This is a genomic window from Paenibacillus sp. FSL L8-0340, from assembly GCF_038593145.1.
Taxonomy (GTDB): domain Bacteria; phylum Bacillota; class Bacilli; order Paenibacillales; family Paenibacillaceae; genus Paenibacillus_AQ.
Genome location: NZ_CP151967.1, coordinates 1,486,797 through 1,512,552 on the forward strand (window position 1 = coordinate 1,486,797; position 25,756 = coordinate 1,512,552).

General features: G+C 50.3%; 26 protein-coding genes and 1 other annotated feature. Of the genes, 13 read left to right on the top strand and 13 right to left on the bottom strand.

The window, feature by feature from the left end; translation table 11 throughout:
• Positions 1 to 81: 81 nt before the first annotated feature.
• From NST07_RS06840 to NST07_RS06865, 6 genes are all read right to left on the bottom strand, one after another.
• Positions 82 to 1,662 (bottom strand): oleate hydratase, encoded by a 1,581-nt coding sequence (locus NST07_RS06840; RefSeq protein WP_038587216.1) that lies wholly within the window; start codon positions 1,660 to 1,662, stop codon positions 82 to 84.
• A gap of 168 nt (positions 1,663 to 1,830) precedes the next feature.
• A complete protein-coding gene (locus NST07_RS06845; RefSeq protein WP_341090544.1) occupies positions 1,831 to 2,163 on the bottom strand; it encodes an HIT domain-containing protein in 333 nt (110 codons plus the stop codon).
• Positions 2,164 to 2,280: 117 nt separating this feature from the next.
• Positions 2,281 to 2,856 (bottom strand): dihydroxyacetone kinase transcriptional activator DhaS, encoded by a 576-nt coding sequence (gene dhaS / locus NST07_RS06850; RefSeq protein ID WP_341090545.1) that lies wholly within the window; start codon positions 2,854 to 2,856, stop codon positions 2,281 to 2,283.
• 62 nt (positions 2,857 to 2,918) lie between these two features.
• Positions 2,919 to 3,317 (bottom strand): hypothetical protein, encoded by a 399-nt coding sequence (locus NST07_RS06855; protein ID WP_341090547.1) that lies wholly within the window; start codon positions 3,315 to 3,317, stop codon positions 2,919 to 2,921.
• 20 nt (positions 3,318 to 3,337) lie between these two features.
• Positions 3,338 to 3,973 carry a hypothetical protein gene (locus NST07_RS06860; RefSeq protein WP_341090548.1) on the bottom strand — a complete coding sequence of 212 codons (636 nt, stop codon included), beginning with the start codon at positions 3,971 to 3,973 and terminating at the stop codon, positions 3,338 to 3,340.
• Between the two features lie 53 nt (positions 3,974 to 4,026).
• Positions 4,027 to 5,052, bottom strand: coding sequence for an RluA family pseudouridine synthase (locus tag NST07_RS06865; RefSeq protein ID WP_341090550.1), 1,026 nt, complete (start codon positions 5,050 to 5,052; stop codon positions 4,027 to 4,029).
• Positions 5,053 to 5,367: 315 nt separating this feature from the next.
• On the opposite strand from NST07_RS06865, the gene recQ reads away from it, so the two are divergent.
• Genes recQ through NST07_RS06880 form a run of 3 tightly spaced genes read left to right on the top strand, consistent with a single transcriptional unit; the run spans position 5,368 to position 9,670 of the window.
• Complete coding sequence (gene recQ, locus NST07_RS06870; protein ID WP_341090551.1) at positions 5,368 to 7,203, top strand: DNA helicase RecQ; 1,836 nt, start codon at positions 5,368 to 5,370, stop codon at positions 7,201 to 7,203.
• A gap of 15 nt (positions 7,204 to 7,218) precedes the next feature.
• On the top strand, positions 7,219 to 9,102 hold the full coding sequence (locus NST07_RS06875; protein ID WP_342481273.1) for a radical SAM protein: 1,884 nt from the start codon (positions 7,219 to 7,221) through the stop codon (positions 9,100 to 9,102).
• A 19-nt stretch (positions 9,103 to 9,121) separates the two neighbouring features.
• Positions 9,122 to 9,670, top strand: a complete 549-nt coding sequence (locus tag NST07_RS06880; RefSeq protein ID WP_341090554.1) for a GNAT family protein — start codon at positions 9,122 to 9,124, stop codon at positions 9,668 to 9,670.
• A gap of 164 nt (positions 9,671 to 9,834) precedes the next feature.
• Here the strand turns inward: NST07_RS06880 and NST07_RS06885 are convergent, their stop codons facing one another.
• The 4 genes from NST07_RS06885 to NST07_RS06900 form a co-directional block, all read right to left on the bottom strand.
• The gene (locus NST07_RS06885) at positions 9,835 to 10,794 is read right to left on the bottom strand and encodes an alpha/beta hydrolase (RefSeq protein WP_341090555.1); all 960 of its coding nucleotides are present in this window, start codon (positions 10,792 to 10,794) and stop codon (positions 9,835 to 9,837) included.
• 208 nt (positions 10,795 to 11,002) lie between these two features.
• Positions 11,003 to 11,971: a type I phosphomannose isomerase catalytic subunit gene (locus tag NST07_RS06890; protein ID WP_342481274.1), complete on the bottom strand. Its 969-nt coding sequence runs from the start codon at positions 11,969 to 11,971 to the stop codon at positions 11,003 to 11,005.
• 103 nt (positions 11,972 to 12,074) lie between these two features.
• Entirely contained in the window at positions 12,075 to 12,680 is a 606-nt protein-coding gene (locus NST07_RS06895; RefSeq protein ID WP_341090557.1) for a class I SAM-dependent methyltransferase, read from the bottom strand.
• Positions 12,680 to 13,633: a TIGR01212 family radical SAM protein gene (locus NST07_RS06900; protein WP_341377622.1), complete on the bottom strand. Its 954-nt coding sequence runs from the start codon at positions 13,631 to 13,633 to the stop codon at positions 12,680 to 12,682. Before NST07_RS06900 ends, NST07_RS06895 begins: the two co-directional genes overlap by 1 nt.
• A 353-nt stretch (positions 13,634 to 13,986) precedes the next feature.
• On the opposite strand from NST07_RS06900, the gene NST07_RS06905 reads away from it, so the two are divergent.
• Both NST07_RS06905 and trmB read left to right on the top strand, forming a co-directional pair.
• Positions 13,987 to 14,169, top strand: a complete 183-nt coding sequence (locus NST07_RS06905; protein ID WP_038587245.1) for a hypothetical protein — start codon at positions 13,987 to 13,989, stop codon at positions 14,167 to 14,169.
• A 230-nt stretch (positions 14,170 to 14,399) separates the two neighbouring features.
• On the top strand, positions 14,400 to 15,116 hold the full coding sequence (gene trmB, locus NST07_RS06910; RefSeq protein ID WP_341377624.1) for a tRNA (guanosine(46)-N7)-methyltransferase TrmB: 717 nt from the start codon (positions 14,400 to 14,402) through the stop codon (positions 15,114 to 15,116).
• Positions 15,117 to 15,227: 111 nt separating this feature from the next.
• Here trmB and NST07_RS06915 read toward each other — a convergent pair whose 3' ends face one another.
• Positions 15,228 to 16,343 (bottom strand): glycosyltransferase, encoded by a 1,116-nt coding sequence (locus NST07_RS06915; protein WP_341090563.1) that lies wholly within the window; start codon positions 16,341 to 16,343, stop codon positions 15,228 to 15,230.
• A gap of 56 nt (positions 16,344 to 16,399) precedes the next feature.
• Entirely contained in the window at positions 16,400 to 16,927 is a 528-nt protein-coding gene (locus tag NST07_RS06920; RefSeq protein WP_341119680.1) for a phosphatase PAP2 family protein, read from the bottom strand.
• Between the two features lie 411 nt (positions 16,928 to 17,338).
• Between NST07_RS06920 and NST07_RS06925 the strand changes: the two genes are divergently transcribed.
• The 4 genes from NST07_RS06925 to rplT all read left to right on the top strand — a co-directional run bounded on the left by NST07_RS06925 (position 17,339) and on the right by rplT (position 20,005).
• Entirely contained in the window at positions 17,339 to 18,577 is a 1,239-nt protein-coding gene (locus tag NST07_RS06925) for a glycosyltransferase family 2 protein (protein WP_341090569.1), read from the top strand.
• 76 nt (positions 18,578 to 18,653) lie between these two features.
• Positions 18,654 to 18,798, top strand: a sequence feature (ribosomal protein L20 leader region).
• Positions 18,799 to 18,858: 60 nt separating this feature from the next.
• Positions 18,859 to 19,356, top strand: coding sequence for a translation initiation factor IF-3 (gene infC / locus NST07_RS06930; protein ID WP_038587254.1), 498 nt, complete (start codon positions 18,859 to 18,861; stop codon positions 19,354 to 19,356).
• Between the two features lie 56 nt (positions 19,357 to 19,412).
• Positions 19,413 to 19,613, top strand: coding sequence for a 50S ribosomal protein L35 (gene rpmI / locus NST07_RS06935; protein WP_036696104.1), 201 nt, complete (start codon positions 19,413 to 19,415; stop codon positions 19,611 to 19,613).
• 32 nt (positions 19,614 to 19,645) lie between these two features.
• On the top strand, positions 19,646 to 20,005 hold the full coding sequence (gene rplT, locus NST07_RS06940) for a 50S ribosomal protein L20 (protein WP_038587257.1): 360 nt from the start codon (positions 19,646 to 19,648) through the stop codon (positions 20,003 to 20,005).
• 117 nt (positions 20,006 to 20,122) lie between these two features.
• Here the strand turns inward: rplT and NST07_RS06945 are convergent, their stop codons facing one another.
• Complete coding sequence (locus NST07_RS06945; RefSeq protein WP_341090574.1) at positions 20,123 to 20,665, bottom strand: acyl-CoA thioesterase; 543 nt, start codon at positions 20,663 to 20,665, stop codon at positions 20,123 to 20,125.
• A 309-nt stretch (positions 20,666 to 20,974) separates the two neighbouring features.
• On the opposite strand from NST07_RS06945, the gene NST07_RS06950 reads away from it, so the two are divergent.
• From NST07_RS06950 to NST07_RS06965, 4 genes are all read left to right on the top strand, one after another.
• The gene (locus NST07_RS06950; protein WP_342481275.1) at positions 20,975 to 21,976 is read left to right on the top strand and encodes a BMP family ABC transporter substrate-binding protein; all 1,002 of its coding nucleotides are present in this window, start codon (positions 20,975 to 20,977) and stop codon (positions 21,974 to 21,976) included.
• A 172-nt stretch (positions 21,977 to 22,148) separates the two neighbouring features.
• Entirely contained in the window at positions 22,149 to 23,687 is a 1,539-nt protein-coding gene (locus tag NST07_RS06955) for an ABC transporter ATP-binding protein (RefSeq protein ID WP_341090579.1), read from the top strand.
• A complete protein-coding gene (locus tag NST07_RS06960) occupies positions 23,680 to 24,753 on the top strand; it encodes an ABC transporter permease (RefSeq protein ID WP_342481276.1) in 1,074 nt (357 codons plus the stop codon). The genes NST07_RS06955 and NST07_RS06960 overlap by 8 nt, the downstream gene beginning before the upstream one ends.
• Positions 24,754 to 25,710: an ABC transporter permease gene (locus NST07_RS06965; protein ID WP_341090583.1), complete on the top strand. Its 957-nt coding sequence runs from the start codon at positions 24,754 to 24,756 to the stop codon at positions 25,708 to 25,710. It abuts the gene before it with no gap.
• Positions 25,711 to 25,756: the final 46 nt, after the last annotated feature.

Genomic DNA, 25,756 nt, shown 5'->3' on the forward strand with positions numbered 1-25,756 from the left:
CCCCCATAGTTACCCGAATGCACAAAGAAACCTCTCCCTTGCGTGATCAAGGGAGAGGTTTCTTGATTATCTATGATTTTATTATCTTAATGAAGTCACAAGGCTCGAAAGTAACGTCCGAACATCATACTGGTACTGATTGATTGGCTCAACCGGACGGTTGATGCCGAGCAGGGTGTAGACGGCGATTCTGGCCGCTCTGACGGAATATTCCTCGGTGAACACCACATCGTCCGGAATTTCGCAATATTGACCGACAAATGCGAGGTTGGTAGAGCCCTCTGGCACGACCAGCGGTCTGTCGCTGCCGAGTCTCGGCATGAACTGGGAAGTAATATACGGCATCATGCACGGGATACAGTTGGCGGTTGCCATAATCTCGGCTTTATGCTCTTCAAAGTGCAGATGTCCGATCAGCTCTTCCATGATTTCTGCCCCGGTACAGTCGCTCATTTTCTTCTTGACGAAATCGCCCACCTTGTCAGGATACAGCCCATAGCCCCAGAATACCGTAACATGCTCAGGCTGATCGCGGAAATGCGGCTGGAACGCCAGCACTACAGACATGAACCAGCTCGAATCCTTGAAGGTGACGAGCGCGCCGGTGCCGGCCCGGTTACGTGTGAATTTCTCCATCAGATCAAAGAATTTGGAGTCTTCGAATGTAACGGTGAACGATTCCCACTTGGAGCCGTCGACATGATCGTCGAAGGAGGATGGATTGCCGAGGCCAGGTTTTTTGGCGGCAATGTTCTCCCAGAGCTTCCACGAGCTGCCTTTGCCGTTGAGACGCGGTGCGGTGCTCATCGAACCGAGGCTGGAGCCTTCGGTCATGGAGCCGTTTGTGACGATAACCAGATCGCCGTCTTTCACTTCAATGACATCTTCCACGCCTTGACGCAGCACGTTCATCTTCGTGACGGTAATGCCGTCGCCGTCTTTGAACTGCAGGTCAGTTACTGTACATTTCAGCGTAAAGTCTACACCGAAAGGCTCCAGATATTTGTGCAGCGGAAGGATGATCGAATCGTATTGATTATAAGGTGTGCGGGTGACACCTTCGAGCGTTTGAATTCTTGGGAATTCGTGAATAAAGCGCAGCATGTATCTTTTGAACTCAATGGCGCTGTGCCAAGGCTGGAAGGCGAAGGTGGTCGCCCACATATACCAGAAATTCGTCTCGAAAAAGTGTGGAGCGAACCAGTCGTTAATCCGGGCCTTGCCCATCTTTTCCTCTGGTGTAATAATCAGCTTGCCCATTGCCAGCCGGTCGGCCATATCGAAGCCCATCGACAATACGTCCTCAACTTCACCCTTGCTGTTCACAAGTCTGGCGTTGGAATGGGTAGGGTTGGCGTCGTCGAATTCGGTAATTTCTTCCCGGACGGACTTTCCCGGATGGTCGATCGAAGGGATGGTGTTGAGAAGCTCCCATAAATTCTCATAGGCTTCATCGTTCAGCATCCGTCCGCCGCGAATGACATATCCATGCTCTACACTGCCTGCGCCGTCATTGCTGCCGCCGAGGATCTTCATCTCTTCAATAATGTGGATGTTCTTTCCCGGAAAATCGCAGTCTCTGACGAGGTATGCCGCACCCGCAAGGGATGCAATCCCGCCGCCGACAAAATAAACCTGTTGGTTACCGTACTCTCTTTTCACTGAATACTCGCCTCCATAGGGTTGCTGATTGCTGTTGCTAACCCTAATGTAACCCTAGCCCGGTCCAGAAGGTATAATCAAAACCGCCAGAGTGTATGGATTTTGGTCACTTTAGGCAAAGTGTATAGTTTTTTTACAGTGATTTACAGGGTTTGCGAGAAAGGTGAGTTATCTCAGCCGGTCGCCAAAGGCGATATGCCAATGCAGGTGCTTGGAATCCTGATAATTACCTAAGTTTGTGAGAACTCTGCAAGCTCCGTGCTCTTGGGTTACCATGGCGGCAACCTGCTTAATGACTTCCAACAGCTCAAGGAGTAATTCATTGTCACCTTCTTCTAGAGTAAGCAATGAGGAAATATGTTTCTTAGGGATGGCCACGATATGAACGGGATAAAAAGGTCTTGTGTGATGATAAGCGAGCACATTTTCCGTCTCCAGCACCTTATGGACTTGGGTTTTTCCGTTCAATACCTCATCGCAATAAAAGTCCTCTGTCATCATATCCTCCTGGTTTTTGCATATTTTTCACACCAAAGTCTTGAATTCCGCATCGTTTGTGCAATTCCTGCCCAATAGAATCGCCAACTGGTTCCAATTAGCTAAAAAAAGCTGCGCACCCTAAGGTAACGACAGCTTCTTCTCGTATTTATGCAGCGCCTTCAGAAAATTCCCTTCAATCAGCACACTGAGCTGCTCAATCATATGCTTCGGCTGATCCTTCATCCCGTCGCGCATCCACTGAATGATAAGCCCGGTAAAGGCGAGAGTGTAGAAGTTGGCGATGAACCGCTTGTCTTCGGCACTAACCTCCATTCCGCTTGACAGCTCCTGAATGACGCCCATAACCAGGCCGTTGGTTACGTCGTACAGATAAGCATCAAGGTGGGATCTGCCGAGAGAATCCAGCGTATTGCAGCAGAAGGTTGTATTGCTTTCAATATAACAAAAGATTCTGTAGAACCCGTCTGTCCATGTGTTGTAGCTCCGGTATTCAGCAATGCTCTCTACCGCCTCCGTCTTGTAAATCCAGCCCAGCAGCTCAAAAATATCCTGAAAATGATAGTAGAACGTCTGCCTGTTCAGCCCGCAATCGTCGACAAGATGTTTTACCGAGATTTTATTGAGCGGGGTGTGCTCCATTAAGTGCTTTAACGACTGGGCCAGCGCTTTTTTGGTCAAATAGGAAGTGGACATGGCAATATCACCTCATCATTTGTTCAGATTATTCAATCTGTTTCGCTTGTGGACCCCGTGGACTAAGGTTTCCGCAGTTTCCTGATCAGCAGATAACTGCCTTCGGTGATAAGACCCAGAACGAAGCCGCCCGCTGTAAACACGATCAAAGACAGGAATCCCGCAAGATCCTCCCAGCCGGACATGTCCTGGTAAGTGTATTGATACATGGTGCCCAGTCCGAAAACAATGCCAATGGTACTGATCAACCATACCCGCTTGGCGCCGAACCACCCGAAGCTGTGCAGAATTCCGGAGACTACAAGGGCGAGCGCCGCAAAACGGGCAAAGACCGGAAGGTCGAAATTTTCCCCGAGCAGCCAAAACCGGTGCAGGGCCAGCAGCAGCCAGAGAATCAAGGTATAAATCAGGTACCAGACGAACCAGCGATTGCTTTTGGCGGGAGGCAGGAACTTCAACATGGCTTCACCTCACTGTGATATTAGACCTTCTCCAGTTCCTCAGCGCTTCTAAGCAGAAACTCGAGCAGGTCCGGCAGATCGTCCATTTGCTCTTCATTAATTTGTCTCTTGAATGCGAGAGAGACGCAGCAGGTGTATAGGCCGCTATTGCTGCCGAAGGGGAAGCTTAGTGATTGTACGGGAGTAAGCTCCGGGCCCCAAATCCCGGTGAGAATCTGTTCGATGGCAGAGCATTGGGTGGAGATATCCCCGATTTCCAAATGAAAACGCAGCAGCAGATTACAGCCAGGAACGGAATCCGGGACTTCCAGTATTTCATCACTGAGATCCTTCACCGACGAGCGGAGAACCAGTTCACTTGTTACCTTGCTGCTGCCGGCCAGCTTGAAGGAAAGGGTGAATTCCCTTGACATCAATGCCAGGTCCAGCAGATCGGAACGGTTCGTGACTACCAGAATTCCATCCAGATTATCATAGTCATAGATCTGATTCTCTAAGGAAACCTTAATATTCTCAAAAACAGTAGGATGGAACACCGAAAGCACCTTCTTGATTTTCTCTACATTGTACCATGTGGGGAATGAGAGTGAAAATTCACAAAATACGGATGCTACACCGATGATTTGGTCGTTGAAGGCGGAAAGATCGAGTAGCACAAAGAAAGACACCCGGGAGGGTGTCTTTTTGCAAATCCACTTAGGAACAGGAATCAGTTGGTTGGCGCAGGGGCTGTGTATTTCAGGAACGTCTTGGGAATGGCGCTCTCAAAGGTCAGCAGTTCTCCCGAAGTCGGATGAACGAAGGAAAGCACGCGGGCATGAAGGCCAAGGCGGCCTACGGCCTTAGTCTCTGCGCCGTATTTCTTGTCACCGGCGATAGGGTGGCCGATGTCAGCCATATGCACACGGATTTGATTTTTGCGTCCGGTTTCCAGGTGTACCTCCAGCAGTGAGAAATGGCGGTTGGCTTGAATGAGCTTGTAATGAGTTATGGCATGAAGCCCGTCACCTTCATGGGGACTGGAATACATTTTGAGGGTCGAAGTTTCCTTTAGCCAGGAGCTGATGGTCCCTTCGGCCTTTTTGACGGCCCCTTCCACAAGTGCCACGTAGGAACGTTCCTTTACGGTTTCCTTCCACGTATTTTGCAGCTTCTGCTGAATGGCTTCACTTTTGGCAAACATCATTACGCCTGAAGTATCACGGTCCAGCCGGTGAACGACATAAATACGGTTGCGCGGATTGGTGAGGCGGACATGCTCCATCAGCTGGCGGTATGCCGTTAATTCGTTGTCTTCACCGGTGGCGATGGAGAGCAGTCCTGCATCCTTCTGTATAATAATCAGATCATCGTCCTCATGAACGATGGTCAGCAGGGTCATCTCTTTGGCCTGTACTTGCTTCTCTTGGTCAATGGTTACAGTCTGACCCGGATGCAGCTGGAAATTGTGCCGGGTTATTGGTTTGCCATTTACGGAGACCTGTCCGCGGGCGAGCAGTGACTTGACGGAGTTCCGTCCCTTGTTAGTGATTACGCTAAGCAAAAAAGGCAGCAGCTCTGCGGGCTCAGTTATGGAATAGCTTTTGACGGCAGCCTGTCCCTTCGCTTTGGCAGTGAATCCAGGCTTAGCGCCTGATTTATGGTTTCTTACCCCTGATTTTGGCTGCGATTGGGAGGGGCCTCCGGGCTTGCCGCCCCGTTTGCTTGCCTCTTTGGGATTTCGTCTGGTGTTCATGCCTGCATTCTCCGTCCTCTAATATTGTATTCCTCAATATACCATGGGCCGTGAAGAAATACTATGGAGGGGTCCCTACATAACAAGAATTAGCCTGTCAATAATGAGGATAGAGAGAGTCCCATAGATCCAGCCCAGCACAACGGCCAATTTTCTAGAATGGAAATTTGCGGATACCTATCAAGTGTTGCTTCGAACGGTGTTTTTTATGTAATCATTTGAAAATGAACCTCCGGTTTTACCTCTCCGGTTGTTGCTCAATAGTCTTTTGCCCGGTAAACTAAAGAGAGAAAGTTCTAAGGAGTTTTGAGAGATATGAAGATGCAAGTACCTACTATGGAACAGGCGCAGGCTGAACTGCAAAAATATTACGGCTATCCCGACTTCCGGGAGGGCCAGAAAAAGATTGTCGAGAGCTTGCTTGAAGGCCATGATACGCTGGGCATCATGCCAACCGGAGGCGGGAAATCGATCTGCTATCAGGTTCCGGCGCTGCTGCAGCCGGGGCTGACGCTGGTCATCTCGCCTCTGATCTCGCTGATGAAGGATCAGGTGGATGCGCTGACCACAGCGGGGATACCGGCAGCCTATATCAACAGCACCTTAAGCGGCAAGGAAGTGAATGAGCGCATCCGGGCTGCGCGCCGTGGTGAGCTGAAGCTGCTATATGTTGCACCCGAGCGGCTGGAGCTGGACTGGTTCCGGTTAGAGATGGCGGGGCTATCCATCTCATGTGTGGCTGTGGATGAAGCGCACTGTGTATCCCAGTGGGGCCATGATTTCCGCACCAGCTACCTCGCGGTATCCCCTTTTGTAGAGGAACTGCCGCAGCGGCCGATTCTTGCCGCATTTACCGCGACCGCTACCCCGGAGGTCATGGAGGATATGGTCCGGCTGCTGCGTCTGCGCCAGCCGGGCGTCTTCATGACCGGGCTAGGCCGGGATAATCTGGCGATGTCTGTGCTGCGCGGGGAGAACAAACGCGAATTCGTTCTGGATTATACCGCTACTCATTCTCATCAGCCGGGTATTGTATATGCGGCTACCCGCAAAGAGGTTGATGATCTCTATCAAAGACTGCAGGCGTCGGGAATCGCTGCCGGACGCTATCATGCCGGAATGAATGACCAGGAACGGGCAGAGAGCCAGGAAGGTTTCCTGTATGACGACATCCGTGTGATGGTCGCCACCAATGCCTTCGGGATGGGGATCGACAAGTCCAACGTACGTTATGTCATCCATTACAATATGCCGAAGAATATGGAAGCTTATGTTCAGGAAGCCGGACGTGCCGGGCGGGATGGTGAGCCGAGCGAGTGTATCCTGCTCTTCAGCGCACAGGACATTATGACACAGAAATTTCTGATTGAACAGAATCCGCAGGACCCGGAGCGCAAGGCCAATGAATACCGCAAGCTGCAGCAGATGATCGATTACTGCTACACCACCCGCTGCCTGCGCAGCGCACAGCTGAATTATTTCGGTGAAGATCACGGGGACAAGCCCTGCGGCATCTGCAGCTCCTGTACGGATGAACGTGAACTGGTAGACATGACAGTGGATGCGCAGAAGATTTTCTCCTGCATCCACCGCATGCGTGAACGTTACGGTGTGGCGCTGGTTGCTTCAGTGCTCAAGGGCTCACGTAACCAGAAGGTGCTGCAATACGGCTTCGAGCAGCTGCCGACTCATGGCGCAATGTCGAGCCGTACGGAGAAAGAGATTACCGAGAGCATCAATGTGCTGATCTCGGAGGGATATCTGGCCCTGACAGAAGGCCAATATCCCGTGGTACGGCTGCAGCCGCTGGCTGCCGAGGTACTGCGCGGCCAGCGTGAGGTGCAGCAGCGCGTGGCCCGTCCTTCACGCACCGGCGGAGCCTCCGGCGGGCGGGACCGCAGCCGGTCGCGGGATCTTTCGCCGTCGGCCGTCAATGAGACGGTCTTCGAGCAGCTGCGCCTGATCCGCCGCGAGCTGGCGGGACGCGAGCATGTCCCGTCCTATATCATTTTTAATGATGCGACCCTGCGTGAGATGAGTGTGGTTTGCCCGCAGACCGAAGCGGAGATGCTGAGGGTAAAGGGTGTCGGGGAAGTGAAGTACCGGAAATACGGCAAGCCGTTTCTGGAGTTTTTTCAAAATGAAATGTAAAGAAGGTTATCAGGCATGAGAATCGTCCTGGCCACATTAAACGCCAAGTATATCCATACCTCGCTCGCCATCCGTCTTCTGAAGGCGTACAGCGAGCATGAATTCGAAGATATCCTTCTGGCGGAATACACTATCAAAGATCCCGTGATGAATATCGTGTCAGACCTATTCCAGAAGAAGCCCGATGTCATCGGCTTTTCCTGTTATATATGGAACATCGAGGAGACTGTCAAGCTGATTGGCATACTCAAACAGGTGATGCCGGAGGTCACCATCGTCCTAGGCGGGCCGGAGGTGTCTTACGAGCCATTGTACTGGATGAAGCGGGAAGCAGGGATTGATTTTGTCGTAAACGGCGATGGGGAAGAGACCTTCCACCATCTGCTGCAGGAATTGCGGGATGAGCGCAAGTTCCATTTTGTATACGGTGCGGCTTACCGAAAGGGCGAGGAGTTGATTGTCAATCCGCCGCGTCCGAAGACGGATCTGAATACACTGCCGACACCGCACCGGTTTCCGGATGATCTGCCGGATCTCAGCAAGCGGATCGTTTATTTTGAGACCAGCAGGGGCTGTCCCTTCAACTGTCAATTCTGCTTGTCCAGCATTGAGGTAGGCGTACGCTATTATGATATCGAACGGGTCAAATCCGATTTGCTGTATCTGATCGAGAACGGAGCCAAGGTGATCAAGTTTCTGGACCGTACCTTCAATATCAACCGCAGCTATGCCATGGAGATGTTCCAGTTTCTGATTGATAACCACCAGGGCTGCGTGTTCCAATTCGAGATTACGGCGGACATCATGCGGCCCGAGGTCCTGGATTTTCTGGCCCAGAACGCTCCTCCCGGTGTTTTTAGATTCGAGATTGGCGTGCAGTCCACCAATGACGAGACCAACGAGCTGGTCAAACGACGCCAGAATTTCACGAAGCTATCGCGTACGGTGATGAAGATTAAAGCCAGCGGCAACATCGATCAGCATCTCGATTTAATTGCCGGACTGCCCATGGAGGATTATTCCACTTTCCGTAAAACCTTCAACGATGTATTTGCCATGGAGCCGGAGGAGCTGCAGCTTGGGTTCCTTAAAATGCTGCGCGGCACCGGACTGCGTGCCCAGGCAGCCAAATATGACTATACCTATATGGAACATGCCCCGTATGAGATTCTCAGCAGCCATGTGATGCCGTTCTCCGATATTATCCGGCTCAAACGGCTGGAGGATGTGCTGGAGAAATACTGGAACAGCCATCGGCTCGACCATACGGTGAAATACCTGATCCGCCATGTGTTCCAGTCGCCGTTCGATTTCTTTCAGGAATTCGGGGATTACTGGGAAGATCGGGGCTGGCAGAAGATCGGCCACCAGCTGGAGGATTTGTTCACCCGTCTGCATGCCTTCCTTACAGGTCGCGGGACAGATGCTATGGACATCATTACCGGGCTGATGAAGCTTGATTATTTCCTGGGGCACAAATATAAGCCGCGCAAAATCTGGTGGGATGTCTTGCTGGATAAAGCGGATTGGTCCAAACATATGAAGGGTATTGCTGCTCATCCGGAATTGATATCCCCGCAGCTGGCGGAAGCCGGATACAGTGAACGTGAACTGCAGAAGTTCATGATGCTGGAAGTGCTGCCTTTCCGCTTGGAGACGGTACTGGATTCGATCAGCGGCCTGCGGGCCGATGAAGGCTTGGCTGATGCAGAAGCGAATGTGGAGATGAGTGGTGTGTCTGGCAGTATCGGTGAAGCGAACGCAGCAGCGGCAGCCGTAGCGGTAAATGACAAGGCCACGGCTGTGGCCGAAGCTGAGGCAGGAGGAAACACGCTGCTGATTGTGCTGTACCAGCAGGATGACAGCCAGCGGGCACAGTATTATACACTGCCTTTATAGAAGGAGGGTTCTTCCAGCCATGAGTAAGCAACCTCCGGTCAGATTGACTTTGTATGAAGAGAAGCTGCGGGAAGGGCTGCTGGCGTTTCAGCTTCCTGCGGAGCAGGCTGAATTCACCGGCTTGCCTGAGGAGACTATAGATGGTGCCTTGCAGGACGAGGGGAAGGTTCCGGTTGTTATTGTGGCTGGAGAAAAGCCGGTGGGTTTTTTTATCCTGCATACCGGAAAGGGTATCGCCGACTTCTACAACCATTGGTCCGAAGCGTTGCTGCTGCGTGCGTTCCTTGTTGACTATGCCAGCCAGGGACAAGGGTTTGCCAAGGCTGCAATGGCTTTGCTGCCGGGTTTTGTCCGTATTCATTTTCCGGCAGTCCGTGAGGTGGTGCTGGCTGTGAATGAGCGCAATCTCCCGGCAGGAAATCTCTATCTGCGTGCCGGTTTTCGGGATTACGGTCTGCGCAGGAGTGGTGCAAAAGGATCGCAGATGATTCTGCAGTATTCACTTGAGGAATTCAGCGCAGGTTCTGACGGGGGCATGGACAACGGGGACGGCTGCGGGAGCGGCTGATCAGAGCCTGACCGGCAGTCCGCTGCTTTTGCAACAACGTTCTTAACGGAGTGTCTGCTACATTAATCTGTTTGTTCATATGCTGGACTTTCGACGGCTTGACTAAAAGTTTGTTCAAAAAAACAGGCATTCCATATTTCTGGAATGCCTGTTTTTGATCGCTTTTATATTGCATTCGATTGAAGCAGAGACTCGGCAGGGAGGTGCCGGACCAGCCAATCTAACACGTCGGCTGTAACCTCGTTATGATTCACTTCGTTCAGCATTTCATGTCTGCCTTCAGGATACAGCCTGTACTCCACGTCGCTTAACCCTCGCTCCTTGTAGATGCTGGCCAACCGCAGAACACCTTGCCCCTGCATGCCTACAGGGTCCTTGGCCCCGGAGAACAGATACACTGGCTTATTTTTGCATAATGTCAGCAGTGTTTCGCGGGACTGGATTTCGCGCAGCAGCCGGAAGAAATCCCGGAAGAAGCGGGTGGTGCAGATCGCGCCGCAGAAAGGATCGGCGATGTAACGGTCCACCTCCTGCGTGTCACTGCTCAGCCAGTCAAAAGCCGTTCTTACCGGAGAGAAGGAACGGTTGTAAGGGCCGAATACGAGGCCGTTCAGCATTACGCTGCGATGAAGGGCCCCCTGCAGTCTGAACTGCATCCCGGCCAGCGTTTCCCCGGCTCTCAGCATATTGCGCGGACCATTGGTGCCGCTGAGAATAAAGCCGGCGTATATCTCATTGCCATGCTCACACATCAGCTTCTGTGCCAGGAAGGAGCTCATGCTGTGGGCGAGCAGGAAGATCGGCAGACCTTCATGCCGGGAAGAGGCAATCCCGGCAAGCTGCAGCATATCGCGCCGCATCCAGTAGAATCCGTTCTCTCCGGTATCGCCAAGCAGGTTCACCTTCCCGGCAGTTTTGCCGTGCCCACGGTGATCATTGGCATAAACTGCATATCCGGCCCTGGTGAGCGCTAATGCGAAGCGGGTATAACGTGCAGCCGTCTCACACATGCCATGCGCAATTTGCACGATGCCCCTGACCGGAGCTTCTGGCTCCGGCAGCCATTCGTACACATGAATATTCACGCCAAGGGGATCGGTCATTGTAAAGCTGTTTTCCTGCATTATCCTGCCCTCCTAAAAGTTTGTAAAATATCTGCTTCCTTGATCATACGCCGTACCCACTCCGCTCTGAAGCATTAGCTTGTTATGTGAGTGATACATCTGAGTATTGTAGGAATCGCTGATACAGCTCTTTATCGGAAAGAGTAACGAGAGAAAAGCCCGCTTTACATTGATTCCCTGCTGTGGAATTGCCTTATAAGTATGAATTTTAAGGCAAATAAGAACGCAGCACGGTGGAGTGGCCTTCGATTCCGTAAGAGCCAAGGGTTGCCGGAAGAAGATAACATTCCCCTGCTGCATAAGGCTGGGAACCGCCTTCCCACGTCAGGTGTCCGCTGCCTTCGCAGATGACGAGAATGGTGAAGCTGTCCGGAGTCGTGGCAAGCTCCCATTCTCCGTTTACGAGGCCTTTTTCAACGATGAAATAAGGAGAGGAGGCGATTTGCAGCCATTCTCCGGGAACAGCGCCGTCTGTCTTCATGGAGGTGGCTCCCGCACCTTCATAGGCGGTTACATTTAATGAATCCTCAATATGAAGCTCGCGCGGCTTGCCGTCGAGTCCCGGACGGTTATAGTCATAAATCCGGTATGTAGTATCAGAGTTTTGCTGGATTTCGGCAACAACGACTCCTGCGCAGAGAGCATGAACGGTGCCTGCAGGAATATAGAAGGAATCCCCGGCAGAGACGGTGATCTCCTGAAGACTGTCCATAACGGTTCCATTCTCCAGTGCATCACGCAGTGTTTCCCTGGTGACATTTTCTTTCAGGCCGTAAATGATCTTGGCACCCGGCTTGGCGTCCAGCACGTACCACATTTCTGTCTTGCCCAGTTCACCCTTCGGCAATCCTTCATAGTCATCTGTAGGATGCACTTGCACGGAAAGGTTGTCATTACAGTCCAGCAGCTTGATCAGCAGGGGGAATCTTCCGCCTTCTTCGCTGATGCCTTTGGTGCCGAACCATTCCTGTCCGAATTGCTCACGGATTTGATCGAGACCCTGTCCGGCGAGTTCGCCGTTTACAACGGACGAGGTGCCGTTCGGGTGATCGGCGATCATCCAGCCTTCGCCAATATGGCCCTCCGGCAGTTCGAGCCCAAATTTCTCCAGTGCGCGGCCGCCCCAGACGCGTTCTTTAAACTCCGGCTGAAATTTTAAAGGATATGGTTTTGTCATCACTACATCTTCCTTCCAATTTGTAATATTTACTTGCTTCTGTTACTTGAGCGAGTGAATTTCGTGACCTGAATGCCAAAATACCGATATTGCTCATTGCTATTTAGGCTTCAGTTCCCTTTTTCTTCTCTACGGCTACTACGTAGGGAGCGGAAGACCGCTGCAGCTGGCGGTACACAATGCTCTGCGCCTCCTGCTGGGCAAGCCCTGCCGCCCATGACTCTACGGCGGAGGCTTCGCGGTCTCCGCCGTCATGGCCCGGGTAGAGCACCGCCGTGACGATGCCGCCCGGGCGCAGCAGCGAGAGCGCGGCCTCCAAGGCGGCCAGCGTGCTCTCCGGCTCGGTGATGATGGTCTTGTCGGCATCGCCGGAAGGCAGGTAGCCGAGGTTGAACATCACCGCCGACACCGTTCCGCGCCACTCCGGCGGAACGGCATCTGCCATCGCTGCATGGCTGCGCTCCAGCAGCGTCACGGGAGAAAGCGCTGACGGCGCTTCCTCCCGGGCCAGCCGCAGGCGCTCTTCCGCAAGCTTCAGCGCCGCAGGCTGAATGTCGAAGCCGTACACCCCGCCTCGCGGCCCGGCCGCTTTGGCGAGGAACAGCGTATCGGCACCGGTGCCCACGGTGGCGTCAATGGCTCTGCCGCCGGACATTAGGCGCTCGGCGGTTAATTTATGAGCAAAGCTAAGGACAGACATAAAGCCCATTAGCTCTTCCTCCAGTACTTACCCTGCCAGGTGTCGCGTGCAACCAGCTCATCATCAATGGCGTTCAGCACTTCCCATTTCTTAAGGCTCCACATAGGCCCGATCAGCAGATCGCGCGGGGCATCCCCAGTCAGACGATGAACAATCATCTCCGGCGGCAGGATTTCCAGCGAGTCGGCGATCAGCTTGACATATTCGTCCTGCTCCAAAAAGCGCAGCAGACCAGCCTCATATTGCTTGACCATCGGCGTTTTGCGCATGAGATGCAGCAGATGGATTTTGATGCCCTGAACACCCATGCGTGCAACAGCCGAAACAGTTTCCAGCATCATTTCATGAGTTTCCAGCGGAAGCCCGTGAATAATATGGGTACAGACGCGGATGCCGTGACGGCGCAGCTTCTCGACAGCCTCGATATAACACTTGGTATCATGGGCGCGGTTGATCAGTTCGGAAGTGGAATCATGAATGGTCTGCAGACCCATCTCCACCCACAGGTACGTACGCTGGTTCAGCTCGGCGAGATATTCGACGACATCATCCGGCAGGCAATCCGGACGTGTGGCGATGGCAAGGCCGACCACACCCGGCTGCTGCAGAATCACTTCATAATATTCCCTCAGCTCCTCGACCGGAGCGTACGTATTGGTGTAGGCCTGGAAATAACCGATATACTTTGCATTCGGCCACTTCAGATGCTGTCTGTCGCGCACATTGTTGAACTGGGTAACCAGATCGTCGCGGCGGCTTCCGGCGAAATCGCCTGATCCTCTGGCGCTGCAGAAGGTACAGCCTCCTTTGGCGATAGAGCCGTCACGGTTAGGGCAGGTAAAACCGGCGTCGAGCATTACTTTGAATACTTTGGTATCCATCTGTTCGCGCATTTCGTAGTTCCAGGTATGAAATCGTTTATCTCCCCACAGCAGTGAAGAAGAGGTCTCTAGAAGACTCAACAGGTGCAGCTCCTCTCTTAAATATAAGAACGTTTATTTTTAGGGCTGAATGACTGCTTTCCCCCTGAAGTTATCCTTATATTGTCGCTAAAATGACGGTGTTCCGGAAAGGCCACGTAGAGCCATTTTATTTTAACCTATTCATTGTAACAAAAAACAGCGCCCAGCGTAACATTGTCGCTTGCGGAATCTGTGAAAAAAAGGCTAAAAATAAAGGGTTTTCACTTGTTAATGCTTACACATTATGTTATATTTAAATTGTAAAAAACCTGATACAGCAAGCATAATCTTCATTTATTGAATTCATAATTTCGTGTCGTCCGATCCATAATAAAACCCAAGAGGTGATCACGATGAATTCTCAAACATCATATGCCGAAGGCAAAGGCTCCATTGATGTGCAATTGACTCCTGATGAAGCGCTTGCGCTTACAGGTGTGGAGTTTAATGGCAACCATAAGATTAAGACAGAAGCGCAGCGCAAGATCAGAAATGCGTTCGAGAAGAAATTTGATTTTAATACACCGGCAAGGTAGACTATGAACTGTTGAACTAGTGGACCCCAATTCCAAATACAACATAAAGGGAATTCTCCGGCGGATTTTTTTTCCCCCGTCGGAGAATTCCCTTTTCCTTTTGGCAAATATATGTAGAAAAAGACGGAATCAGCATCTCTTCACTGAAATCCCTTTACTTTTGCAGATAAGTTCGGCACAATATTGCAAGTGATAGTTATAGTAATAAGTGAATAAGCGGAGGAATACCTATGCGTTTACGCGGAAGAAAAGGAATACGTGAAAGCCTGGAGGAACAGACCGATCTGGTAATCCTCGATCCACGCAGCCTCAAGGGGCGGTGGTCTGAATTGTTCGGCAACGATCATCCGATTCATGTGGAATTCGGAATGGGTAAAGGACAGTTCATTAGTCAAATGAGCTTCAAATATCCCGATATTAATTTTATCGGCGTTGATATGTACGATGAATTGATCCGGCGCGCGGCTGAGAAAGCCCGTTTGGTGTGGGAGCCGGCAGGACATGAGACGCCTCCTAACCTTAGAGTGGCACTCGCCAATATTAACTACGCTGAGGAAGTGTTTGCTCCAGGAGAGCTGGAGCGTATCTATCTGAACTTCAGCGATCCCTGGCCGAAGAGCAAGCATGCCCGCCGCCGCCTGACGCATCCGCGTTTTCTTGACAAATACCGCGGGTTACTCAGTCCGTTGGGGGAAATTCATCTGAAGACGGATTCCCGGAGCCTGTTTGAGTTCTCCCTTAATGCGTTTGCCGATTATGGCCTGCAAATGAAGAATATCTCTCTGGACCTGCATGCGGACGGCGTCATTAATGAGGAGCATGTCATGACGGAATATGAGACCAAATTTTACGGCCGTGGCGTCAATATCCAGCGCTGCGAAGCGATTGTCGGGGCAGAGGCGCTGGAGCGGTATCAGGCCACCCGTCTGGACAAATACCGGCTGTAGATCAGTTATTGCCGATTTATTTCTCTACCAGAACAGAAGCATACAAAAATGGCAGTCCAAGGTGAAACTCCCGGACTGCCATTTATATATGTCCCCTTGTTCTTGCGGGCGTTATTCGAGCATATCAATAATGCTTTGGGCGCTTTGCAGCGGATGAAACCTGGCGATCTCCTCCAGATGGCTTTTTCGTTTGGCCTGCACGTCCTCATAATTGTAGAGCAGCCGCTCCATCCATTTGTCGACTACATCCAGCGATGAAATCGGTTCTCCAAGACCTGCAGCCGTGAAGTAGCGGCAGTTCTCCTCTTCCTGACCTGGCAGGGGGTGATGAAAGAGCATGGGGATACCCTTGGCCAGACCTTCGCTGCAGGTCATTCCACCTGGCTTGGTAACGAGCAGATCGGATACCTCCATCAGCTTGTCAATCTCGCGGGTAAACCCGATCAGGGAGATATTGGGATGAATGTACCGGTGGTCCTCATTCATCTCACTCAGCAGTTTATCATTTGTGCCGAGACAATAGACGATCTGGACTTTCTCCCGCCAGCTCGCCAGCGCTTCGTTCACGACCTCATCGTTCATCATACCCCAGCCCCCGCCCATAACCATAACCGTCGGCAAGTCCTGCAGGCCGAACTGTTCCAGAATTTCCGCTCTTCCGGGATGTTCCCAGAAGCTGGGATGAACCGGCATGCCGGTAACCTGGATTTTGGCAGCGGATACGTTTCGCCGGCGCAGCTTGGCTTTAACCTCCGGGGTGGATACCAGATACCGGTCTACCTCAGGGCTGATCCAGGTGGCGTGGGCATCATAATCCGTGATCACTGTAACGAGCGGTGCTTTGAATGCCGGATCCAGCCGTTTCAGACGGGACACTACAGCGCTGGGTATAAAGTGGGTGCAGACTATAATATCAGGCCTCAGCTGCTTTACAATATTTTGCGTATGTGTATAAAATAAGCGGTGCAAGGCAAGCGTGGTAAGACGATTAAATGATTTCTGGTGACGGTACACGTACCCCATCAAGCGGGGCTGGGTCGTCACTGTTTTGCGGTATGCCGATACAACAAGAGGCGCCAGCTTTGGATTCAGGAAATTCCCTAGCTCCAGCACCTTTGTTTGCACTTGGGGCGATAACTTGCGCAGGCTGCTCGACAGCGCGTAAGCTGCCTGCGTATGTCCTGCGCCAAAACCTTCCGACAGCAATAAAACTCTTTTTTTGCGCAATGTTGGATTCACCTGTTCCCGGATGGATTTCGCCGATAAGGCTTATGATGCAGGCTTCAGATCCATAAAACAACGGTGCCTGCCGCAACGCCAGTGCCGATAACCGCTCCTGCAAGAACGTCAGAAGGGTAATGCAGTCCCAAATAAATTCGGGAGAAACCGACAATAGCGGCCAGTGGCAGCAGGAAAACGGTCAAGGCAGGGTAAGCCGCCATATAAGGTACCGTTGAGGCGAAGATAGCTGTAGTATGACCTGATGGAAAAGAATGATCTTTAAGCGGATTATGAAACGTATTCGTTCCCGGCAGCGCCAGATAAGGGCGCATGCGCGGGTATAACTTTTTAGCAACAGCGACGGGCAGATGGCTGACAGCCAGAGCCGTGAGAGCCTGGAGTCCCGTTGTTCTCAAAGGCTGGGGTGAGAGCGCCCAGATTAGCACATTGATACCGATGGCGCTTGTTGCTCCGCCCAGATGGGTAAGATAGAAAAGCCAAAAGTTCAAAAAGGGGTTGTGCAATCGTCCGTTGATCCACTTGAAAATTTGCCGTTCCCAGAGATGTAGTTTCATGAATAAATGTTTCATACTTTGTCCCTCCGATAGTCCGGCTGAGGATAATAAACGCAGCAGCAGCCACTCGATCCAAGACCTGAAAGCTGTCTATATCATACGTTTTTAAAGCAGTCCATTTCAAGAAAAAGCTCGGTTAAGGTCGGAAAATGCCAGTTTTGACTTAACAACCCCTTACACCTTACAATGATTCAAGTAGGCTAAACATGTTTATAAGGTTACAGAGAATCGGGGAGTCCGCCATTTGGGATCTCTATAACATCTTTATAAACGGGATATATATAAATTGAAGCCTACTCCACAAAAAGGGGAAACTCTTGGTCTACTGTAAGGAATGCAACAAAAGGGTCAGAAAGAACGTTTAATAAGACAGAGAGAGAAAAAGAAAAAGCATACCAAGAGTGAAAAAGGGGGCATCAAAAGATCATGACAGACGCATTGTTTGTTACGCTCCAAGTGATCTTGGCGGCAATCGCAGTCTATCAGTTCACATTATCGTTGTTTGGACTGCGCAAGAAAAAGAATAAGGTACAGTTCGGGCCGGAAAAATCATTTGCTGTATTGGTTGCAGCGCACAACGAGGAAGAAGTCGTCGGCGCATTGATGGAGAATTTGAAACAGCTTAATTATCCCCAAGAGTTGTACGATGTATTTGTCATCTGCGACAATTGTACAGACGGCACCGCAAGAATTGTGCGTGAGCACGGAATGAATGCCTGTGTCCGCACCAATACCAACCTTCGGGGCAAGGGCTACGCAATCGAGTGGATGCTCAAGGAACTATGGGCGATGCCGAGACAGTATGATGCAGTTGTCATGTTCGACGCCGACAACCTTGCACATACCGAATTCCTCACAGAGATGAATAATGATCTCTGCGCAGGCGGGCGTGTAATTCAAGGTTATATTGATACGAAGAATCCGGAGGATTCATGGATTACTGCTGCATACGGCGTATCTTACTGGTACATCAACCGCTTGTGGCAGCTGTCGCGCCATAATTTGAACATGGCCAACTTCCTGGGCGGAACCGGTATGTGCTTCGAAACCAATCTGCTTAAAGAGATGGGCTGGGGAGCAACAAGCCTTGTTGAGGATTTGGAGTTTACGATGCGGAGCGCATCCAAAGGCGTATTTCCAAAGTTCAACTATGATGCCAAGGTATTTGATGAGAAGCCGCTTACGTTCAAAGCATCCTCCAGACAGCGGCTGCGCTGGATGCAGGGACACTTTACAGTGGCCCGCCGCTACTTCTTCCCTTTGTTGTGGCAAGCCATTAAAGAACGCAGCCTGACGAAGCTGGATCTCGCGCTGTATGGGGTGAATGTCTACATCGTGCTGCTGACGTTCCTGATGACTGCTGTAATGTGGGTAGACACTTCGCTGCTTAATGGTCCGCATATTGCCAATATTTACGGTTATTTGCCGCTCTGGCTCAGCTTCTTTGCAGTCGGCGCCAATGTTGTCACCTTCCTGCTGGCCATGGCGCTGGAGAAGGTCAAGTTCAAAAAAGTGTATCTTTACCTGCTGGTCTTTCCAGTGTATCTGCTTTCCTGGTATCCAATTACGTTCTATGCCTTCTTCACGCAGAACAACAAACAATGGAGCCATACCAAGCACACGCGTGTCGTGCGGCTTGAGGAAGTTCAGAGCAAGCAAGGATAAGCCCGGATTTTCACAAAAGAACATGTTGACACTCCTTGCGGAGTATTGTATAGTATTCAAGTGTGCAAAACATAGGGATTGCAAGCAGAAGCACCGGCTTCTCACCTGACTGGCAAATACGCCAGCTGGTTTTGATCTCAATGCTTTATGAATGGTTATAATTCATGAACGTTGATCAAACGGGGTGTCGGGGAGTTACCGGCATCCCTTTTTTATGGAGAACCGTAAATAAAATAATTGTAAAGTAGATCCGGAGGTGGAGTATTATCAGTAAGGAACATATGATCAATGATGAAATTCGGGCCAAAGAGGTTCGGTTGGTTGGAGCGGAAGGCGAGCAAATCGGAATTAAGCCGATCCGCGAAGCGTTGCAAATGGCGATTGATCTTAATCTTGATTTAGTCAACGTAGCACCGCAGGCGAAACCGCCGGTATGCCGCATCATGGATTACGGCAAGTTCCGTTATGAAACACAGAAGAAAGAGAAGGAAGCACGCAAGAACCAGAAGATCGTGGATCTTAAAGAAGTCTGGTTCCGTGCCAACATTGAGGAACATGATTACCAAACCAAGTTCCGCAATGTGATTAAGTTCCTGGGCGAAGGCGATAAAGTGAAATGCTCCGTTCGTTTCCGCGGACGTGAGATTACCCACGCTAGCATCGGCCAGAAGATCCTGGAACGTGTTAAGACCGAAGTGGAAGATATCTCTGTTGTTGAGCGCCAGCCTAAGCTGGAAGGCCGCAGCATGATTATGATTCTGGCTCCTAAAGCCCAATAATTTGGAGTCACTTGCACAGCAATTTGGCGCCGCATAATATTCAAGGAGGAAACACCATGCCTAAAATGAAAACACATAGCAGCCTGAAAGGCCGCTTCAAAATTACCGGAACTGGTAAAGTACTGCGTTACAAAGCTCACAAGAATCACTTGCTGTCCCACAAATCGAAACGCGCTAAACGCGTATTGAACGGCAATCCAGTAATGGCCCCTGGGGATGTAAGACGTTTGAAACAAGGACTCGCTAACTTGAAATAGTTTTATCACACATTTTTGGGAGGTTTATTAATATGGCAAGAGTTAAAGGCGGATTTGTAGTTCGTCGTAGACATAAAAAAGTGTTGAAATTGGCAAAGGGTTATTTCGGTTCCAAGCACCGCATTTTCAAAACAGCTAACGAGCAAGTAATGAAATCGATGGTTTACGCATACCGTGACCGTCGTCAAACTAAACGTAACTTCCGCAGACTGTGGATCGTTCGTATCAACGCAGCAGCTCGTTTGAACGGCCTGTCCTACAGCAAGCTTGTATTCGGCCTTAAATTGGCTGGCGTAGAAGTGAACCGTAAAATGCTGGCTGACCTGGCAGTAAACGATCTTAACGCATTCAACTCCCTGGCTGTTGTAGCCAAAGAGAAGATCAACGCGTAAGAGGAATAAATAAACCGAAAAGCACCACCTGCGGGTGGTGCTTTTTTTGCGCGGCGACATTCAGAGAAGCCCCCTGCCGGCCAGATTCTGTAAGGGAGGGGGCTTGCAGTTGGGATTTTATTCCCAGTACTTGGTGGTGCTCAATTGTGAAGCCAGCTTTTTGCTATTGGTTCGTCTTAGTTTGCGCAGCTCTGAACGTTCATTGGCAGATTCGCTGATCAGCTTCTCTTCATCGGTCTCGGGGATAATAGCCGGAACTGGAGCAGGTGTGCCATCCTCATGCACCGCTACAAAGGTTAGGAATGACGTAGCGGCGACAACACGCTCGCCTGTGTATAAGTTCTCCGAGATAATCTTCACAAAGACCTCGATACTTGTGCGTCCTGTCCAGGAGACGAAGGATTCGAAGCACACGGAGTCCGTAGGTCTGATTGGCAGAAGGAAGTCAACGGAGTCAGCAGAGGCGGTTACCACATTCGTACGGCAATGGCGCATAGCCGAGATGGAGGCAACCTCATCAATGGTGCTCATCAGCTTGCCGCCAAACAGGGTTTTGTGGTTGTTGACATCATTCGGGAAGACACGGCCGGTTTTGAACACGCGGGATTCACGGCTGTATTTAAAGGCGGGCGCGTCTTGTGGGGTGTTTTGATCATCCATATTTTTCAGTACTCCCTTTTCATGCAAGATATAAACAATCATGATAATAGAAAATGCATTTGTGTGCAATAATATTTATAAGGTTATAGGAATATGTTTAACTATTTTGAGCTTTTCTAACATCGAATAGACATAAATATAACATTTTGTGTTAGGGTAAGCGTTTTCTTGGTGAAAAATGCAAATTATTATTGACCTGAGGTCATTTATAGACTGGATTTTAGGTTTTTTTACAGTTATAATTTGAGCTAATGGTATGTCCAAGCAGAACACAGAAGACATCCAATTTCTTAAGGGGGATCACATTCGATGAAAAAGGTTTTCAAATTGTCGCTCGTTATGTTGATGGCAACCAGTGTCATTTTGGCAGGTTGCGGTAACAAAAAGGACGGCGCATCCGACGTTAAGATAGGGCTGGTTACAGACGTAGGCGGGGTAAACGATAAATCGTTTAACCAATCTGCCTGGGAAGCCCTGGAAGCTCTTAATAAAGAATCCGGTGTGGAAATTAAATATCTGCAAAGTAAAGCCAACGCAGACTATGTGCCAAACCTTAACCAATTCGTAAAGGGCGGCTACGATCTGACTTGGGGGATCGGCTTTGACCTTGGGGACGCTTTGCTGGAAGTGGCTAAAGCCAATCCGGATGCCAAACTGGCAATCATCGATAGCGTTGTAGAAGCTCCAAATGTGGAGTCCGTTACTTTCTCTGAGAATGAAGGATCCTTCCTGGTGGGGGTTGTTGCCGGTTTGACAACTAAAACTAACAAAGTAGCCTTTATAGGCGGTGCGAAAAGCCCGGTTATCACACGTTTTGAAGTTGGCTTTAAGGCCGGCGTAGAAGCAGTTAACCCTGAAGCAACAGTAACCAATACTTATGCAGGCGCTTATGACAAGCCTGATATTGGTAAATCCCTGGCTGCTACCCTGTACGATGCCGGTAACGACATCATCTTCCCTGCTGCCGGCGCAACTGGCAACGGCGTGTTCAATGAAGCTAAATCCCGCAATGATGCAGGCGGCGATAAAGTATGGGTAATCGGCGTAGACAAAGACCAATCCATTGAATTTGGTGACGATGTAACTTTGACTTCCATGATCAAACGTGTTGACGAAGCGGTTAAGAAGGTTTCCCAACAAGTGGTTGACGGAACATTCAAAGGCGGCACTACAACCGTACTGGGTCTGAAAGACAACGGCGTGGGCCTTCCTGAAACATCGAAAGCCAATGTATCCGAAGAAATTCTGGCTAAAGTTGAGGATTTCAAAAAACAAATCATCGATGGCAAAATCACTGTTCCATCTGAGTAATCGTTGAGATCGTGCTTGCAGCTTTACCATAAAGTATAAGGAACAAGGCCGGTTCTAAAGCTGGCCTTGTTCCCTGTTAAAAGTTATACGTGAACACAGCAGTGCCGCCTCGCAAGGGGCGGTACAGCCGTGTCTGTATGTCTATTATATATTCTGTGATGAGGGTGATTCCATGAGTGCTGCGGCTCCTGTCGTAGAGTTGAAGCAAATCACAAAACGCTTTCCCGGTATTGTAGCGAACGACTCTATAAGTCTGACGCTGGAAAAAGGGGAGATCCATGCGCTGCTCGGTGAGAACGGTGCAGGTAAGTCCACCTTGATGAATATCGTATTCGGACTATACCAGCCCGATGAAGGCAGCATCGAAATCGACGGGAAACCGGTTATTATCGATAGCCCTAATAAAGCTATTGAGCTTGGCATTGGTATGGTCCACCAACATTTCAAGCTTGTAGAGCCTTTTACGGTCACCGAGAACATTGTTCTGGGCATGGAACCGAAAAAAGGACTTAAAATCGACTATAAATCCGCTTCGGAGCAGGTTCGCAAACTATCGGATCAATATGGCCTGCAGGTCAATCCAAATGCCAAAATTCATGACATTTCGGTCGGCATGCAGCAACGGGTAGAGATTATGAAAACCCTGTATCGCGGAGCGGATATACTTATATTCGACGAGCCTACCGCTGTATTGACGCCGCAGGAGATTACTGAGCTTATGGCGATCATGAAGCGGCTCGTTGCAGAAGGCAAATCCATTATTCTAATTACACATAAGCTTAAAGAAATCATGCAGATTTCCGATCGGGTTACGATCATCCGTCGTGGTAAGGTAATTGATACCGTTAAGACTGCCGGGACGAATCCGAATGAGCTGGCTGAAAAAATGGTCGGACGCGGCGTGACATTCAAAGTGGACAAGCAGGCTCCGCATGTGGGATCCAGCGTCCTTAAGCTGTCCAATGTCAGCAGCAAGAGCAAGGAAGGCGTATCTGTGCTGAATGGCCTCAGCTTTGAAGTGAAGGCTGGTGAAATCCTTGGGATTGCAGGCGTTGACGGCAACGGACAAAGTGAGCTGATCCAGGCGATCACGGGACTCCGCAAAATTGATTCCGGTTCTATTACCGTATCCGGTAAAGAAATTTCCAACCTGTCTCCACGCAAAATCTCGGAAATGAATGTATCCCATATTCCGGAAGACCGTCATAAACACGGGCTTGTGCTCGATTTCAGTGTTAGTGAAAATATGGTATTGGAAACGTACTACAAGAGTCCGTATAACCAGTCTGGCTTCCTGAAGAAAGACGTAATCAATCAGCATGCCGAGGATTTGGTCAAGCAGTTTGATGTGCGTACGCCTTCGATTGAGAACAAAGCCCGCTCTTTGTCAGGCGGTAATCAGCAAAAAGCGATTATTGCGCGGGAAATAGACAAAAATCCGACACTCCTGATTGCGGCTCAGCCGACACGTGGTCTTGATGTCGGAGCGATTGAGTTCGTGCAGAAGCAGCTGATTGCCCAGCGTGATCAGGGCAAAGCCGTGCTGCTGATTTCTTTCGAACTGGATGAGATTATGAATGTTTCCGACAGAATTGCCGTTATCTATGAAGGGCAAATCGTCGGCGAAGTATTGCCGCAGGATACGAATGACCAGGAACTGGGTCTGATGATGGCCGGTAGCTTGAAGCGGGGAGGAAAAGCGGGTGCATAGACTGAAAAAAATATTTGCGACAGACAGCTATATTGTGCCGGTTGTTGCAATAATAATGGGTTTCCTGGTAGGTGCTGTCGTAATGCTGGTCGGCGGATATGACCCTATCCTCGCCTATTCATCCCTGTTCCAGCGTGTATTTGGCAGTGCTTATGATTTCGGTGAGGCAATACGTGAAATGACGCCGCTGATGTTTACCGGGCTTGCCGTAGCCTTTGCCTTCCGCTCAGGAATGTTTAACATTGGTGCGGATGGCCAAGTGCTTATCGGTATGACCGCCGCTTCAGTGGTCGGTATTAAGCTGGCCGGACTGCCGCCATTCCTGCTGGTCCCGCTTGCTGTCATTGCTGCAGGGCTCTGCGGCGGCTTGTGGGCTGGAATTGCCGGCTTCCTTAAGGCGAAACGCGGCATTAATGAAGTTATCACTACCATTATGCTGAACTGGATCGCGCTCTATCTGGCAAATTACATTGTAAATACATTTTTGCTTCTTCCAAAGCAAAGCCGTTCGGAGGATATTCCCGCTTCGCTTTCCATGAACTTCTTGAATTCTCTGTTTGATAACGCCCGTCTGCACTGGGGTACAGTAATTGCGCTTGCTGCAGCGCTATTCTTCTACGTGTACTTATGGAAGACCAAACAAGGATATGAAATGCGTGCGGTCGGACTCAATCCGCATGCCGCAGAATATGCAGGGATGAATGTTGCACGCAATGTAGTGAAGGCGATGTTCATCAGTGGCGCTTTCGCCGGGCTGGCGGGAGCAGGTGAGGTGCTGGGCGTATTCCACTATCAATCCGTCTTCGCTGCCTCGCCGGGTTATGGATTTGACGGCATCGCCGTCGCGCTTCTTGGACTGACTCATCCGCTTGGAGTCGTACTGGCCGCTATCCTGTATGGAATACTGACGTATGGTTCGGCAGGCATGAGCTTTGGAGCAGATGTTCCACCGGAACTGATCCGTATCGTAATCGGTTCAATTATATTCTTTATTGCGGCACAAGGAATTATCCGCTGGGTGCTTAAACCGTTTTACTTCAAGCGTAAGAAAGAGAAGGTGTTATAGATGGATCTGCAGACGTTAGGACAACTGCTCAATACAACGCTTGTATTCTCCACAGCGCTCATTTTTGCCGCGCTGGGCGGCATCTTCTCTGAACGCTCCGGGGTAGTCAATATCGGTCTTGAAGGTTTGATGATGTTTGGTGCCTTTGCGGCAGCCGTGGGTGGATATTATGCCCAGGATGCCGGAATGGGGGCATGGGCTCCGTGGGTTGGTGTGATTTGCGCTATGGCTGTGGGTGTGATTGGCTCATTGATTCATGCGGTGGCCGCAATTACCTTTAAAGCCGATCAGACGATCAGCGGTACAGTAATCAACTTCCTTGCTGCCGGCAGTACGCTTTATATAGTTAAGCTGCTTTTTGAGGGTGCTGGTGAAACACCGCTGCTGGATGGCTTCAAAAAAATACCGGTGCCAGGTCTTTCGAAGATTCCGGTTATTGGCGAAGGGATTTTTAATTCCTATCCGACAACCTATTTGGCGATTGTGCTGGTTATTGTCATTTACTTTGTGTTGTTTAAGACTCCTTTTGGCCTTCGCTTACGCGCAGTTGGCGAACATCCGAGTGCTGCAGATACGCTGGGTGTCAATGTAAAGCGGATGAGATATATCGGAGTTATGCTGAGTGGCCTGCTGGCCGGTATCGGCGGAGCGACAATTACGCTGACGACTACAGGTACCTTTGGGCATAATACGATCTCCGGTCAAGGTTTTATTGCCATTGCAGCAATGATCTTCGGTAAATGGAACCCGCTTGGTGCCTTTGGAGCCGCAGTATTCTTCGGATTCTCCCAGGCTATCCGCAACTATGTGCAGTTGTTTGAATGGTCCAATAGTATCCCTCAGGAATTTATCTTTATGATTCCTTATGTATTGACGATTATAGTGCTGGTAAGTGCTGTCGGCCGCTCTTCGGCGCCAAAAGCGCTCGGTGAGCCATACGATCCCGGCAAACGTTAGACCCGCAGTTGATTTGAATAGCAGTATTAATCAAAAACGCATTTCC

Coding starts and splice junctions, on each gene's coding strand:
- NST07_RS06845 (WP_341090544.1), bottom strand. CDS start 2,163: ATGATGACAGAGGACTTTTATTGCGATGAGGTATTGAACGGAAAAACC.
- dhaS (WP_341090545.1), bottom strand. CDS start 2,856: ATGTCCACTTCCTATTTGACCAAAAAAGCGCTGGCCCAGTCGTTAAAG.
- NST07_RS06855 (WP_341090547.1), bottom strand. CDS start 3,317: ATGTTGAAGTTCCTGCCTCCCGCCAAAAGCAATCGCTGGTTCGTCTGG.
- NST07_RS06865 (WP_341090550.1), bottom strand. CDS start 5,052: ATGAACACCAGACGAAATCCCAAAGAGGCAAGCAAACGGGGCGGCAAG.
- recQ (WP_341090551.1), top strand. CDS start 5,368: ATGAAGATGCAAGTACCTACTATGGAACAGGCGCAGGCTGAACTGCAA.
- NST07_RS06875 (WP_342481273.1), top strand. CDS start 7,219: ATGAGAATCGTCCTGGCCACATTAAACGCCAAGTATATCCATACCTCG.
- NST07_RS06880 (WP_341090554.1), top strand. CDS start 9,122: ATGAGTAAGCAACCTCCGGTCAGATTGACTTTGTATGAAGAGAAGCTG.
- NST07_RS06885 (WP_341090555.1), bottom strand. CDS start 10,794: ATGCAGGAAAACAGCTTTACAATGACCGATCCCCTTGGCGTGAATATT.
- NST07_RS06890 (WP_342481274.1), bottom strand. CDS start 11,971: ATGACAAAACCATATCCTTTAAAATTTCAGCCGGAGTTTAAAGAACGC.
- NST07_RS06895 (WP_341090557.1), bottom strand. CDS start 12,680: ATGGGCTTTATGTCTGTCCTTAGCTTTGCTCATAAATTAACCGCCGAG.
- NST07_RS06905 (WP_038587245.1), top strand. CDS start 13,987: ATGAATTCTCAAACATCATATGCCGAAGGCAAAGGCTCCATTGATGTG.
- trmB (WP_341377624.1), top strand. CDS start 14,400: ATGCGTTTACGCGGAAGAAAAGGAATACGTGAAAGCCTGGAGGAACAG.
- NST07_RS06920 (WP_341119680.1), bottom strand. CDS start 16,927: ATGAAACATTTATTCATGAAACTACATCTCTGGGAACGGCAAATTTTC.
- NST07_RS06925 (WP_341090569.1), top strand. CDS start 17,339: ATGACAGACGCATTGTTTGTTACGCTCCAAGTGATCTTGGCGGCAATC.
- infC (WP_038587254.1), top strand. CDS start 18,859: ATGATCAATGATGAAATTCGGGCCAAAGAGGTTCGGTTGGTTGGAGCG.
- rpmI (WP_036696104.1), top strand. CDS start 19,413: ATGCCTAAAATGAAAACACATAGCAGCCTGAAAGGCCGCTTCAAAATT.
- rplT (WP_038587257.1), top strand. CDS start 19,646: ATGGCAAGAGTTAAAGGCGGATTTGTAGTTCGTCGTAGACATAAAAAA.
- NST07_RS06945 (WP_341090574.1), bottom strand. CDS start 20,665: ATGGATGATCAAAACACCCCACAAGACGCGCCCGCCTTTAAATACAGC.
- NST07_RS06950 (WP_342481275.1), top strand. CDS start 20,975: ATGAAAAAGGTTTTCAAATTGTCGCTCGTTATGTTGATGGCAACCAGT.
- NST07_RS06955 (WP_341090579.1), top strand. CDS start 22,149: ATGAGTGCTGCGGCTCCTGTCGTAGAGTTGAAGCAAATCACAAAACGC.
- NST07_RS06965 (WP_341090583.1), top strand. CDS start 24,754: ATGGATCTGCAGACGTTAGGACAACTGCTCAATACAACGCTTGTATTC.